At 59.9% G+C, this 13,526-nt stretch carries 11 protein-coding genes and 2 pseudogenes; 2 read left to right on the top strand and 11 right to left on the bottom strand.

Annotated features, from left to right (window positions below; all coding sequences use genetic code 11):
* From ASE36_RS22695 to ASE36_RS20360, 11 genes and pseudogenes are all read right to left on the bottom strand, one after another.
* A pseudogene (locus tag ASE36_RS22695) lies at positions 1–290 on the bottom strand (methyl-accepting chemotaxis protein); the annotation flags it as partial.
* Between the two features lies 1 nt (position 291).
* A partial coding sequence (locus tag ASE36_RS22690; protein ID WP_156669302.1) for a methyl-accepting chemotaxis protein occupies positions 292–1,689 on the bottom strand: 1,398 nt, incomplete at its 3' end.
* Between the two features lie 211 nt (positions 1,690–1,900).
* Positions 1,901–2,688, bottom strand: a pseudogene (locus ASE36_RS22955) (methyl-accepting chemotaxis protein); the annotation flags it as partial.
* 1 nt (position 2,689) lies between these two features.
* The coding region (locus tag ASE36_RS22950) for a methyl-accepting chemotaxis protein (protein WP_156669301.1) at positions 2,690–3,665 on the bottom strand (976 nt) is incomplete at its 3' end.
* A gap of 17 nt (positions 3,666–3,682) precedes the next feature.
* Positions 3,683–4,195: a chemotaxis protein CheW gene (locus ASE36_RS20390; protein ID WP_062284263.1), complete on the bottom strand. Its 513-nt coding sequence runs from the start codon at positions 4,193–4,195 to the stop codon at positions 3,683–3,685.
* On the bottom strand, positions 4,192–6,195 hold the full coding sequence (locus ASE36_RS20385) for a chemotaxis protein CheA (RefSeq protein ID WP_062284260.1): 2,004 nt from the start codon (positions 6,193–6,195) through the stop codon (positions 4,192–4,194). The genes ASE36_RS20390 and ASE36_RS20385 overlap by 4 nt, the downstream gene beginning before the upstream one ends.
* Complete coding sequence (locus ASE36_RS20380) at positions 6,192–6,560, bottom strand: response regulator (protein ID WP_062284258.1); 369 nt, start codon at positions 6,558–6,560, stop codon at positions 6,192–6,194. Before ASE36_RS20380 ends, ASE36_RS20385 begins: the two co-directional genes overlap by 4 nt.
* Complete coding sequence (locus tag ASE36_RS20375; RefSeq protein ID WP_062284256.1) at positions 6,557–6,883, bottom strand: STAS domain-containing protein; 327 nt, start codon at positions 6,881–6,883, stop codon at positions 6,557–6,559. The genes ASE36_RS20380 and ASE36_RS20375 overlap by 4 nt, the downstream gene beginning before the upstream one ends.
* The gene (locus ASE36_RS20370; RefSeq protein ID WP_062284254.1) at positions 6,880–7,992 is read right to left on the bottom strand and encodes an HD-GYP domain-containing protein; all 1,113 of its coding nucleotides are present in this window, start codon (positions 7,990–7,992) and stop codon (positions 6,880–6,882) included. Before ASE36_RS20370 ends, ASE36_RS20375 begins: the two co-directional genes overlap by 4 nt.
* Positions 7,993–8,236: 244 nt before the next feature.
* A complete protein-coding gene (locus ASE36_RS20365; protein WP_062284252.1) occupies positions 8,237–9,190 on the bottom strand; it encodes a helix-turn-helix domain-containing protein in 954 nt (317 codons plus the stop codon).
* A 163-nt stretch (positions 9,191–9,353) separates the two neighbouring features.
* Positions 9,354–10,889 carry a sensor histidine kinase gene (locus tag ASE36_RS20360; protein ID WP_062284249.1) on the bottom strand — a complete coding sequence of 512 codons (1,536 nt, stop codon included), beginning with the start codon at positions 10,887–10,889 and terminating at the stop codon, positions 9,354–9,356.
* Positions 10,890–11,128: 239 nt separating this feature from the next.
* On the opposite strand from ASE36_RS20360, the gene ASE36_RS20355 reads away from it, so the two are divergent.
* Both ASE36_RS20355 and ASE36_RS20350 read left to right on the top strand, forming a co-directional pair.
* On the top strand, positions 11,129–12,361 hold the full coding sequence (locus ASE36_RS20355) for a M24 family metallopeptidase (RefSeq protein ID WP_062284247.1): 1,233 nt from the start codon (positions 11,129–11,131) through the stop codon (positions 12,359–12,361).
* A 128-nt stretch (positions 12,362–12,489) separates the two neighbouring features.
* Complete coding sequence (locus ASE36_RS20350) at positions 12,490–13,521, top strand: LacI family DNA-binding transcriptional regulator (RefSeq protein ID WP_062284245.1); 1,032 nt, start codon at positions 12,490–12,492, stop codon at positions 13,519–13,521.
* The last annotated feature ends 5 nt before the right edge of the window (positions 13,522–13,526 follow it).

The raw sequence follows: 13,526 nt of genomic DNA, 5'->3' as shown, positions 1-13,526 counted from the left end.
ATTTCTTCCGAAGCGCCGGCATTCTGCTGGGTCACCTTATCGAGCTGCTGGATCGCCTCGTTGATCTGGCTCGATCCGATGTCCTGCTCGCGGCAGGCGGCCGAGATTTCCGAGACCAGTTCGGCAGTCTTGCGAATATCGGGCACGAGGCGCGTCAGCATCTCGCCGGCCTGGGTGGCAACCGAGACGGTTTCGCTGGAGAGGCCGGAGATTTCGGCCGCTGCCGCCTGGCTGCGCTCGGCAAGCTTGCGCACTTCCGAAGCGACGACGGCAAAGCCGCGACCATGTTCNAATCAATCGTGGGGCTGTGGCATTGCCATCTGCCTTCGCCCGATGTTTTCCCCGGGTTTCGCTGGAGAGGCCGGAGATTTCGGCCGCTGCCGCCTGGCTGCGCTCGGCAAGCTTGCGCACTTCCGAAGCGACGACGGCAAAGCCGCGACCATGTTCACCGGCGCGGGCTGCTTCAACAGCAGCGTTCAGAGCGAGCAGGTCGGTCTGGCGGGCGATCTCCTGGACGATCGAGATCTTCTCGGCGATCGTGCGCATGGCGCTGACAGCCTTGTCGACGGCCTTGCCGCTTTCTTCAGCGTCGGCGGCAGACTGACGGGCGATCTTCTCGGTCTGTGCGGCGTTGTCGGCGTTCTGCTTGATGTTGGCCGCCATYTCTTCCATGGAAGCCGAGGCCTCTTCGGCAGACGAGGCCTGTTCGGTCGCGCCCTGCGAGAGCTGTTCAGAGCCTGAGGACAGCTGCTGGCTTCCGGTCGAAACATTTTCCGATGCTGCAATCGCGTCGCTCACAACGGCCCGCAGGCGTTCCACCATGTTGCGGAGAGCGATGCCCAGCGTGTCCTTTTCGGATGCGGGGGCAGGCGTGACTGTCAGGTCGCCATTGGAGATCTGGTCGGCCACATTTGCGGTCTTTCGCAGGTTGCTGGTCATGACGTTGATCGTATCGACCAGATCCTTGATTTCGTCGTTGTTCTTAAGCTCTACGTCCTGATCAAGATCGCCGATCGAAATGGCTTCTGCGACCACCTGGATCTTCTTAAGGCCCGAAATGATGCTGAGGGCAATCCAGATCGCGACACCGATGCCAAAGAGAACTGCAACGCTAACAGCGACAATCATCGTGGAACGAACGTCACGGTAATTCTCGGCCGATTCGCTTTTGGTATTCTCCATCTGCTGCTTCTGAATGCCAACGAGCTTGTCTAGCGATGCTGTGACAGACTTGTTGATCGACCGGAGGTCGCCGTTCGAGTAGTCGATGGCGCCGACAATATCCCCCGAGGTGACGAGCGTTCTCAACTCGACGGCCTTCGAGGCGAAATTGTTCATGTCTTCACCGATGGTGAGCCACGTCTGCTGATCTTCGACCGTTGCGATGGCAAGGCCGTTCTTAGCGACTTCAATGCCGTCCGCAGTCAACTCTTCCGAGACCTTGAGGAATTTTTGGGATTCGTCGGTGGATTTCGCCAGCAGGGCATTTTTTTGTTGCCGGATGATTTCGGAAAAGTTCCCGTCAATCGTCAGCGCATATTCCAGCCGCTTTGCCGGGCCTTCTGCCATGCCTGCAAGATTATCATTGACCGTGCTCAGGCTGACGAGGCTGTAGGCTGAGAGAACTGCCAACAGCGTGACCATGAACCCGAATGAAAGGGCGAGCTTAAGTTTAATTGTGAAGCGCATGTCGTCCCCGAAAGTGTGATCTATCAACAATATTGGTCTAAAACGACCTTTGAATTTTTTCTTCGCGAAGACCGATACACGCACTCGCACGCGACCCGGTTTCCCCGCTTTGCTGACATCGGAGAGCGTCCCCGATGCTTGTGGCGCGACATCATTGCGCGCCGTTCCATGCTTGCCTCAGCAGGCAGGATGGAGGCGTTTGGCCTGGTTTTCAGGCACTTTGCCGGAAATCGGCGTCGTCGCTGTCAGGGCCGCCCATGCTCATGTCGAGCGCGAAGCCCTGGCTCTTCGATGGTCCGGCGCTTGGGCGGGCCGCCGGGCGCTTGGCCGGGGCGTGGCTCGCCATTTTGGCTGCGACGGCCTTCAGCTGCTTGACCTGCTGCGAACCATTTCCACCTGCCGTCTTGCTCGCGCCATCCACCTTGAAGAAGGCGATCGAGGCCTGGAGTTCTTCTGCCTGTGCTGCCAGTTCTTCAGATGTTGCCGACATTTCTTCGGACGCGCCGGCATTCTGCTGGGTCACCTTATCGAGCTGCTGGATCGCCTCGTTGATCTGGCTCGATCCGATGTCCTGCTCGCGGCAGGTTTCGCTGGAGAGGCCGGAGATTTCGGCCGCTGCCGCCTGGCTGCGCTCGGCAAGCTTGCGCACTTCCGAAGCGACGACGGCAAAGCCGCGACCATGTTCGCCGGCACGGGCCGCTTCAACTGCAGCGTTGAGAGCGAGCAGGTCGGTCTGGCGGGCGATCTCCTGGACGATCGAGATCTTCTCTGCGATCGTGCGCATGGCGCTGACAGCCTTGTCGACAGCCTTGCCGCTTTCCTCCGCGTGGGCTGCAGACTGGCGGGCGATCTTCTCGGTCTGTGCGGCGTTGTCGGCGTTCTGCTTGATGTTGGCCGCCATTTCTTCCATGGAAGCCGAGGCCTCTTCGGCAGACGAGGCCTGTTCGGTCGCGCCTTGCGAGAGCTGTTCAGAGCCGGAAGACAGCTGCTGGCTGCCGGNCCGAGCCAGGGTGAAGGCTCACCACGACAGATTTCGGCCGAAGACGCGAGATGATGTTGGCCGCCATTTCTTCCATGGAAGCCGAGGCCTCTTCGGCAGACGAGGCCTGTTCGGTCGCGCCTTGCGAGAGCTGTTCAGAGCCGGAAGACAGCTGCTGGCTGCCGGMGGAGACGTTTTCCGARGCGGAGAGAGCATCGCCGACGACGGCTCGCAGACGTTCGACCATCGAATTCACATGACCCAGCAGCATGCCGATTTCGTCGCTTGTCCGGATCTCCGCGAGTTTGGTCAGGTCACCCTCAGACACGCGCTGCACCGTGGTTACGGCCGTGCCGATACCGCGGCTGATCGAGATGATGATCCACAGTGCGGCTGCGAGTGCGGCAACCGAGGCGACGGCGGCGAGGCCGATGACAACCGAGCGGATGTTCACATATTCATCCGACGCATTCTTGCTGGCTGCAGCAAGGCGCTCGCGCTCCAGCTGGAACACTTCGGCCAGAAGTTCGTCGATCTGGGATGTCGCGGCGCGGGCCGTGGTGGTTGAGATGCGCGAAGCGGCTTCGATGTTACCAGCAAGGACGAAGCTGCGGATCTGGTCGTCCTGCTTGCGGAATTCGGCAGTAAGGCCCTTCAGCTTGTTCCAGAGGACCATGCCCTGTTCAGTCGCCTTGCCGAGAATGATGCCGAAAGTCTCATCATATTCGGCGCGCGCCTTGTCGCTGTTGACGATGTATTTCTCGGTTTCCTCGATCGAGGTCGAAACCAGCATGTTCTTCTGCTGGCGAACCTGCTGCAGCTGGGCAATGTTGAGGTCCTGAGCGGCACTCAACCGCGACGCCGGGCCGTCAAGCGTGTTGCTCCAATGGGTGTTTACATCGGCAATGCTCTGCACGCTGTAAATCGCGGTACCCACGAGCATGGTGATGATGAAGCCGAATGCCAGAAGAAGTTTAAGTTTGATCGTGAAGCGCATGGTCCCCTCGCTTTCTATCAAGCTGTCGCTGAGATGGTGGATCCGCGCTGCGAGGCGAAGATCGCCTGCAGGTTCGGAAGAATGATGAATTCGCCTTCCCTCTTGACGAGGGCATGAATGTAATCCGGGCGCCAGCGCATCCCCACGATCGGCGGTGGCTCGCTCGCCGAAGCCGGCAGGCGGGTCACTTCGTGGACCTTGTCGGTGCGAATGCCGATCAAAGAGAGCTCACCGTCGAGAGCGAGTTCCGTCACCACGATCCGGCTATCGATCGTCACTTCTCCGGCTTCCATGCCGAAGGCGACACGAATGTCGGCCAGCGGAATGACCTTGCCACGGAAATTGATGACGCTGCCGACGAAGGGCAGGCTGCCTGGCACGCTGGTCTCGGGCAGCAGGTCGAGGATTTCCTGGACGATCGTTGCTTCGATGGCAAAGGTCTCGCCATTCAGCGTGAAGGTCAGAACCGAGAGATCGTCCGCGCCCATGAAGACCGCGCGGTGGTCTGATTTTGCGTGTTGTTCGCTCATCCTGCAGCCCGCAATTGCGCCTCCTGTTGCTGTCCGGCCGCGATCAGATGGGCGACGTCGAGGATCAGGGCGACATTGCCATCGCCGAGGATCGTGGCGCCGGAGAAGGACGTCACCTGGTCATGCAGCTTGGACATGGATTTGATAACCGTCTGGTGGTCACCGATGATCTGGTCGACGACGAGACCGACGCGCTCGCGCCCGGTCGTGATGACGACCACTTTCTGATAGGGATCTGGCTGGCTGCCGGTCCGGAAGAGCTCGCGGAGACGAAGAAATGGAACGAGATCGTCCCGCAGCGAGATGAAGCTGCGCCCGCGCGAGCGGAGGTCTTCTTCGAGGGAGAGTTCGAGGCACTCCTCAACCGCTGACAGTGGGATGACGTAATTGCCATTGCCGACCCGCACGAGGAGACCATCGATGATGGCGAGTGTCAGAGGAATGCGCAGCGCAATCTCCGAGCCGAAGCCTTCGTCGCTCTTGACGTCGATCGAGCCGCGCAGCGCCTCAATGGTCTTCTTGACCACGTCCATGCCGACGCCGCGACCGGAGAGGTTGGTCACCTTCTCTGCGGTGGAGAAGCCGGGCTGGAAGATCTGCTGCAGCAATTCCTGGTCCGACAGGGACTGTCCAGGCTGGATCAACCCATTGGCCTCGGCTTTTGCCCGAACGCGGGCACGGTCGATGCCACGGCCGTCGTCCTTGATGGTGATCACCACTTCACTGCCGGTCTGATGGGCAGAGAGGACGACCTGACCGACGGCCGGTTTTCCGGCAGCGATGCGATCCTGCGGCAGTTCCAGTCCGTGGTCGATGGAGTTGCGCACCAAGTGGACTAGCGGATCTGCAAGCCGGTCGATGACCGTCTTGTCCACTTCCGTGGTTTCGCCTGTCGTGACCAGCTCGATTTCCTTGCCGGTCTCGCGGGCGAGATCGTGAACGAGGCGACGGAAGCGGCTGAAAAGGCTCGCAACCGGCATCATGCGCAGCACCATCATCGTGTCGCGCAGTTCGCCTGCGAGCCGTTCGATTTCCTCCGACACGGAACGCAGTCCCAGGTCGACGAGAGACCCGGCCATCTGGCTCAGTCGTGATTGCGCAATCACCAGCTCGCCGACGCGGTCCATCATTTCGTCGAGGCGCAGGGCCGGGACGCGGACATTGTCCGACTGCCGCTGGGACTTGGCATCGGCTGCCGCTGCGCGCTGTTCCGCGCGGGCCGCAGGCGTCTCGTTCGGGTGGGTTTCTGCTGGTTGTGCCAGCATTGATGCCGAAGCGACAGACGCTGATGGCGGCGTCACATCCTTCAGGTCCATCACCATTTCGTCCATGACGAAGATGAAGACATCCTCGATCTCGGAACGCGGCTTGTCGGTGATGATGGTCGCATTCCAGCCGAGATAGAGCTGGGTCGGATCCATGGCATCGAGGGATGGCAGTTGATCGGAGGTGACGCTCAGCCTGCATTCGCCCAACTCGCGCAGTTCGTCGATAAGGCCGAGCGGATTGGTGCCGTTGACCATGGAATCGGCGGGCAGGCGGAAGTCGAGTTGCCAGGTGCGCATAGTCGGCTCGGCAGCTGCTGCTTGCGGTTTGCCGGCGGTCGCGTGGCTTGCGCTCGAGACCTCGCGGCCGACAGCCTTGTGCAACTGCTCCAGCAGTCTGGTGCTCATGGCATCATGATCGCCATTGGGCTGGTCAAGCAGGGCTTGCATGTGGCCCTGCGCATCGAGAACGGCGGCGATCAGTTCGCTGGTTGCCGGGGCTTCGCCCTTGCGGACGCGGTCGAAGGCTGTTTCGCAGTGATGGGTAAACGCGGCGAGCTGGTCGAAACCGAACATCGAGCCCGATCCCTTGAGGGTATGCAGGCCGCGGAAGACTGCATCAATCTGCGCCTTGTCATTGAGGTCTCGGGTCAGGTCGAGTAGGCCCGCTTCGATGACCTCCAGTTGCTCCGCTGCTTCCGTGCGGAAGACTGCTATGGGATCGAGATTGTTCATCGGCCGAGGACCTTGCGTGCAATCTTGGTGAGGTTGTCTGCGTCGAAAGGCTTGGTGAGCCAGCCCGTGGCACCTGCGGCCTTGGCCTGCTGCTTGATGTCGCCATCCGATTCGGTGGTGAGGAAGATAACGGGCGTGCCCATATAGGCCGGCAACTGGCGCAGGTTGCGGATCATCGTCAGCCCGTCCATGTTCGGCATGTTGAGGTCCGTCACGATCAGATCGAAGTTGCCGGATTTCAACTTCTGCAGTCCGTCTGCGCCATCAACCGCCTCGGTCACATTGTAGCCCGCGTTGGTGAGCGCGATCCGGGTCGTCATCCGGATGCTGGCGGAATCGTCTACGGTGAGAATGTTTGCGCTCATCTCTGGTCTCCATTCATGATTGTCAGTGAATCACCATCGAACGCCGCAGCGAGGCCTGCCCGTTCTAGCGTGGTGAGAAACGGTCCCCGGTGAGGGGCGCGGATGCGCAGGACGATGCCATCCCTTGCAGCTGTCGCTTGCGCAGACAGGAGAAGCTGCGGCAACGTCAGGTCACAGTCGCAATTCTCGGAAATGTCGATTTCCACTGGGCTCTTGCTTGCCTTTGCCTCACCAAAGGCGGCCAGCATGGCTTCGCGGGTTTCGGCGGCCGTCTTTATCGTCAGTGCGCCGTCGAGGCGGAGCGTCTTCAAATTCTCGGTCATGCTGCTGTTTCCAGTGTGGTTTCGGCTTGAGCGACAGCGGTGGATGCGCTGTCTGTGTCGGGAGGAGCGAGCGGCGTTTGTGCACTCGTCTTCGCATAGAGGGGGCGAATGGAGGCCCATCTGCGATCGAAAGCGGCGACGCAGTCGGGATCGAAGTGGGTGCCACTGCCTCTCAGGATTTCACGGTGCGCTTCATCGACCGGCCAGGCCTTTTTGTAAGGACGTTCCGAGCAGAGGGCGTCGAAAACATCTGCGATCGCCACGATTCGGCCTTCGATCGGGATCCTGTCGGCGGCAAGCTTTTGCGGGTAACCTGTGCCGTCCCATTTCTCGTGATGGCTGCCGGCGATCGTGGCTGCAATGCGTATGATGTCGCTATCGCTGCCTTCGAGGATTTCGGCTCCGAAGGCGGCATGCGCGCGCATTTCGTCCATTTCTCTTGCGTCGAGAGGGCCGGATTTGAGCAGGATCGAATCGGAAACGCCGATCTTTCCGACATCGTGCAGAGGGCTGGCGAGATAGATCTTTTCGCATGTGGCTGCGTCGATGCCGAGTTCTTCCGCGACCATTCTGGCGATCACGGCAACCCGTTCGAGATGAAGTGCCGTCTCGCCGTCGCGACAGGCCATGGCTTTCGACAGCCGCCAGATGATTTCCTTTTCCTGGGCTGCGATGCGCGCCCTGGCTGCGGCAATATCCTTTTCTAGCGCCTCTGCGCGCTCGGCAAGCGCTTGCTGAGCCAATCGCAGTGACAGAAGATTGCGAACCCGGATGCCGAATTCTGCTTGGTCGATCGGCTTGTTCAAGAACTCGGTGACCCCGGCTTCGATGGCCGCGAGCTTGATTGTCGGGTCCGTCTCCGAGGTCAGCATGATAACCGGAACGTCCTTTGCTTTGGGCAACTGCCGGAATTGCAAAATCAGCTCGATGCCGTTCATGCCAGGCATGTTGTAGTCGACTAGGATCAGGTCGGCTTGTTGGCTCCTGAGAACAGCGAGTGCGTGGGAAGGGTCCAGAAACGGCAGGATTTCGCACGAGTCGATGGCCGCGATGGCGTGCTTGATAAAAGATAAGATTGAGGGGCTATCGTCTATCGCAAATATACGCATGGTTTTCCCTCGGTCAAACAGGGTGTAGCTGTTGAGCGGGACAGTTTTATATTGGGATTTGTTGATTTCCGCATCATGCGGTGGACGCTGGAGACTCGCAACGGAGGCTCTATATGCTGCAACACTGCCGTCAGCGTGTTAACGCAGACTTAAGCGTGTATTCATTGCACACACTTCCGCATAATTATGCGTTTTCGTGATCTTTTTGCGCCTGCGAGACTTTAGGATATTCTTATTCGTCGCTTTAGCGAGCTTTTCGGGTGTCCGAAGGCGATGTTCCGTACAATTCACGATAGCGAGAAGCGAAGTATCCCATGTGCTTAAACCCCCACCGGGAGGCGATCGCTTCGATCGTCTGGTCGGCAGGGCCATGGAGGAGATCGTCGTGGACGCGGCTCAGGCGTAACTGCAGCAGATAGGCATTCGGGGTCGTCGACAGATGTTGCCGGAATGAATTCTGCAAGGTGCGGATGCTTGCCCCGGCGCGCCGGGCGAGCTGTTCGATGGAGATGTCTTCGTCTGCATGTTGATCGAGCCAGTTGATGGCGCGCTCCAGGGGACGCGGCAATGTTGTTCGCTCTCCGGAAGCCGTCCGTGGCCAAAGGCTTGCAAACATCATGATCAGGGCGTCATGCACCAGTGCGGGCGCGCCTTCCGCGTCGGCTGGGTCGTCTGCCGGATCGATGCCGTAGAGGAGGTGGGTGGCAATTCTTTGGATGATATCGATGCCCGTGACGTCGGGTCCGATAAGCGAGCGGAATTCGCTCAAGCCCCGGCCGGCGCTGCCATGGCTGCGGTTGAGATTATGGGCGACCTGATTGAACGGAAAGACCATGGCTAGTTTGGCCGAATCTGGGCTTGCAACCGTTTCCACCTTGCGGGTGTCTTTCAGAAGTACGGCGTTTCCGGCCGTCGCCACGATTTCTTCACCGGCCGCACGAAAGACGAACTGCCCTGTTTCGATGAAATGAATTTCAACCTGATGCTGTTGCGGGCACCCGTAGCGTACTCTGTAGCCGGACCTGGACTGGATCTGCCAGATCGTCATTTCCTGAATTGCCGCGATATTTGCAGTAATATCGAAGGGACCTGGTTTTTCCAGGCGTTCAAACAGAGAGGGGCGAAAGACCGCCTCGCTGAATGTCTGCATCTCAAGATGGTCTTCGGACCAAATCTTGTGCTTTCTCAAGTCGGACATGGACGGGTCGAACAACAGTGTTAGGTTGAAAATGTTTTACAGGCGTCCAATTTAGACGCTCGGCGGACCGGCTACCAGTGGTTGACTTGGCTTTAATTGGATTTCGTCCAGATGGTCGTGTTTCGAAGAGGTCAGCAGCGTTTTTGCTGAGATGTTCTGACCGTCAGACCAGCTTGATCCGCGCCTTGAAACGCGTTCCCGCACTGCCGTCGAGTTCGAAGCTGCCGTCCAACTGACGGATGGATCCCTCGATAAGTCGGGTCCCAGTGCCTTTGGACAAATTGGCCTGGTCAAACCCCCTGCCATTGTCGATCACTTCCAGATTGCAGAAGCCCTCATCGCCAGAAGCCTGGAGAATGAGCGTCAGCTTGCCTTTTTCGCCTTCGGCGAAGGCGTATTTCAAACTGTTGGTCACTAACTCGTTGACGAGGAGCGCCAGCGAGGTTGCGCGATCATTGGAGACCATCATCGGCGCCAGATCGAACTCGACCTGAACGTCCGCGCCATGGGCTGCAACGACGTTGTGGGTTACTGTTTCAACGAGCTCTGCCGCGTCCAGCTCGCTGAAGGAATCACGTTGGTAAATCTGCTCATGCACGGCCACCATAGCCTTGATCCGATTGCCGAGGGCTTCGGATTTCTCATTCCCCTTCATGTGAAGGCGGATCAGCGACATGACAGACTGCAGGTTGTTCTTCACTCGATGGTGGACTTCCCGCAGCAGGAATTCATTGTTCTCGAGCGCGACCTGAAGGGCGGCGGATTGATGATCCTGATCTCTCAGCAGTTGGCGAGTCCGCCAGGCGGCGGCAAGTGATCCAAGGCAGGCAAGAATCGTGACCGAGGCCAAAACCGCCATGTCCCGCCAGAAAGGCTGCATCAGCAGACCGTAATCGGCGGCGGCGATCGCGATAAACGGCGTTCCGTCGACTTTGCGATAACCGACCAGACGGCGCACGCCGTCCATCGGAGATACCTCGGAAAGGTAGGTGCCTTCCTCTGCCGTTTTGAGATAGCGCGTGAAGAGAGGATGATTGCTCATGTCGAGTTCGCGATCCGGCTTCGGATAGCGGGCAACGAGCATGCCGTCGTTACGGATAAAGCCGACCGAAAAGCTGCCTCCAAGATCGACAGATTCCCAGATCGGCTTCATGATGTCACCGGAGAGAGAGACAGTCACCGCCCCGGCAAAGACTCCGTCGCGCTCCAGACGACGGCTGAAGACGAAGATGCGGTCATTGTTCAGTCGGCTGATGAGGAGCGAGGATACATATTCCGTCCGGCCCTCCTTCAGTGCCAAGAAGTAGTCCCTGTCGGTGATGTCAATCGGCTTTACGTCCGGATCGGTCGAATAGAGCGTATGCCCCTCTGCGTCGACCACATAAGCTTTGACCGCCCCGGGCAAGCCTTCGACGGCGTCGCTGATATCCCGTACGGTGGTGCCGCCGTTACCCGGATCACGGGGTTCCTTCACCGCATCGGCGATGCGTCGGGTGGCCTGGACACCCAGTTCGTAAACCCAGGTGGCATGGGTGGCGACGATGTGGGTGGAGGTGGCGACGCGGTCTTCGGCAGAGCGAACCGTGTTGTGGTAGGATTGCACGCCCCAGGTGACCGCCAGGGCTACAAAGCCAATCCAGGCGATGAAGGTGGCTCTTGTGGCGAACCTCTGTGCGGAAGCCGAGGATTGCCGCTCCATGTCAAACTCCCGAACCCCGAACCCGCCTTGCGCATGCGCGCTTCCGATCAGCCGCAAGTTTTGCAGGCGCCAGAATTGCTGGTGTATTCGAGTGGCGGAGTGTCATCAAGTTCCAAGCGCATCCGCGCGGGCGGTTTAACGAATTTCTCAAAGCTGTTGCGAGACGCCGACATCACCCGATACTGGCGCCTGCGGTCGACTGGGGCTAAGTGGCTTCAGGGAAAACGTCGGAGCGAGCGATGAGCGATTTGGACAGATCCAGAGCACAGGGGCTGATGCAGGCGGCGGGTCTCGACGCCCTAGTCCTGTTTCAGCCGGAAGCGTTCCGGTATGCGATCGGTGCACCCGCGGGCGTCGCCACGATGTGGGGTCGGGCCGGCGCTGCCGCAGCCCTTATGCCGGCCGATGCTGCGCTTCCTCTTGCTGCCGTTGCCAGCGATCACGCAGCACCTGCAATTCGCCTGGCGGCGCCCGCTGTCGACCTGCGTACGCACCGAATCTGGATTGACGGTGTTGACCTTCAGGGGGCTACTTGTCTTGCCGACATCGACGCGTGTTACCAACGTTCGGGTGCCGGCGGGCCGAGACCCGAAACCTTCGACAGAAGCCGGTGTTTTGATTTGCTGGGGGACCTTCTTGCCGCACGGGGGCTCTCCCATGTTAGGGTGGGTGTGGACCTGGAATTCATGCCGGCTGCGGATTTCGAGGCGTTGCGCCGTGCGTTGCCGACAGTCAGCTGGGTGGATGGCTCTGACGTTTTGCGCCGGTTGCGTGCGATCAAGACGCCAAACGAAATTCAACGGCTGCGTCGTGCCGCTCAGGCGGCTGAAGGCGGCTTGGTTCGCATGGCGGAATCGATTCGCCCAGGGGTTCGCCTCGCAGATCTTTCGGCTGCCTGGAAGGCCGGTGCCCAGGATTCGGCGACAGCCAACGGGTTTTCGCTCAGCGGCCACTGGGATTTTATCTCGGTCGGACCTGATCTCTCCAACATGGCCGCTGTCGTCTCACCCGGTGCCCTGATCAAGGCTGATGTCGGGACCCTTGTCGACGGCTATTCCTCGGATGGTGCGCGGACCTTCAGTTACGGCCCCGTCCCGGATCTGGCGCGGGACGTGTTCAAGGCGCTGGAGGCCGCTTTCGCGGCCGGGCTGGAGCAGATCCGGCCCGGCAACACGTTCGGTGCCGTTCACGCAGCCATGTTGTCTTCGATGCGGCGGGATGGTTTTGGCGAGTATTTTCGTGGCCATTTCGGTCATTCCGTCGGCGGCAGTGTCGGCATCGAGGAATGGCCCTTCTTCTCGGCCAACAATCCGGAACTCATTGCAGTCGATATGGTGGTGGCGCTCGAGGCGCCTTTCTACGGCCAGAATTTCGGAGCGCTGATGATCGAGGACCAGTTCCTGGTCACGGCATCGGGTGTGGAATGTATGAACGCTCTGCCCCGAGCTTTGCGCGACATGTCCGCTGACTGAGCGAGCAATGTTACGACATCCCCGGTTCGTAGGCCTTAAGTCGGTGTTGTGTGCTTACCGTGCAACTTGTCTGGAGCGGGAATTGTGCGTACTCCAGTGTCTCGTGAAGCGATGCGGGAAGGCGGGGCGTGACAACCAGTATTCGGACGATTGCCAAGGTTGCTGAGACCTCGGTCTCTTCGGTCTCGCGTGTCCTCAACAATAGCGGCTATGTTTCGCCGGATGTGCGCCAGCGCGTCGAGGCGGCGATCAAGGATTTGAACTATGCGCCGAGCAAGGGCGCGCGCATGCTGCGGGGCGAGGCAAGCCAGATGATTGGCCTCATGCTTCCCTCCGTCGACGTACCGTTTTTCGGCATTCTGGCCAACACGATCGAGCGGGAACTGTTCGAGCGTGGCTATCATACACTGATCTGCAGTTCGGCCGAAAACGAAGATCATGAAGCACGTTACGTCGCCATGCTCCGGGCGCAGCGCGTGGAAGGGGTCATCGTCGCCAGTGCCTATGGTGGAACGGCGCATCTGCAGCCGCTGGTCGATTCCGGCATCCCGATTATTGCCATCGACCGAGAGCTCGTTGGGATCTCTGACGATGTGTTCATGGCCGATCACGCCGAGGGCGGGCGCATCATGGCACGACATCTGACGGGTCTCGGGCACCGGCATATCGCCGTCGTCGGCGCTCCGGGACACAGCCAGCCGATTCAGTTGCGTCTCAGCGGCATTCGCGATGTGCTGCAGGAGAGCGGCTCTCCGCCCGCATTCGAGGCGATCGGTGAAGAGCACAGTTTCGCCGCGACCTATGGGCTGGCGCGTATGGTCCTTGAGCAACGCCCTGAGGTGACCGCGATCATCGGCACCACCGATATCGCCGCCGTCGCGGCCATCCATGCGGCCCGTGACATGGGCCGGACCGTGCCGGACGACTGCTCAGTGATCGGGTTTGATGATCTGCCGGAAGCAAGTTATGTCCTGCCGCGGCTGACGACCGTCGCACAGCCCATTCGCGAGGTTGCGCTCGAAGCCACAAGAAGGCTTGAAGAACGTCTGGTCGATCGGCAGCAGGGGCTGGAACGCCGTCCCGTCAGCCGGGTCCGGTTGCCTGTTCGTCTGATCGAGCGGGAGTCGACGGGGCCTGCTGCGGGGGGCCGCCAGGGCTGAGACCT

Origin of the sequence: Rhizobium sp. Root274, from assembly GCF_001429245.1 — a bacterium.
GTDB lineage: Bacteria > Pseudomonadota > Alphaproteobacteria > Rhizobiales > Rhizobiaceae > Allorhizobium.
The sequence above is the reverse complement of the archived record's forward strand: the minus strand, read 5'-3'. Positions and strand labels throughout refer to the sequence as shown.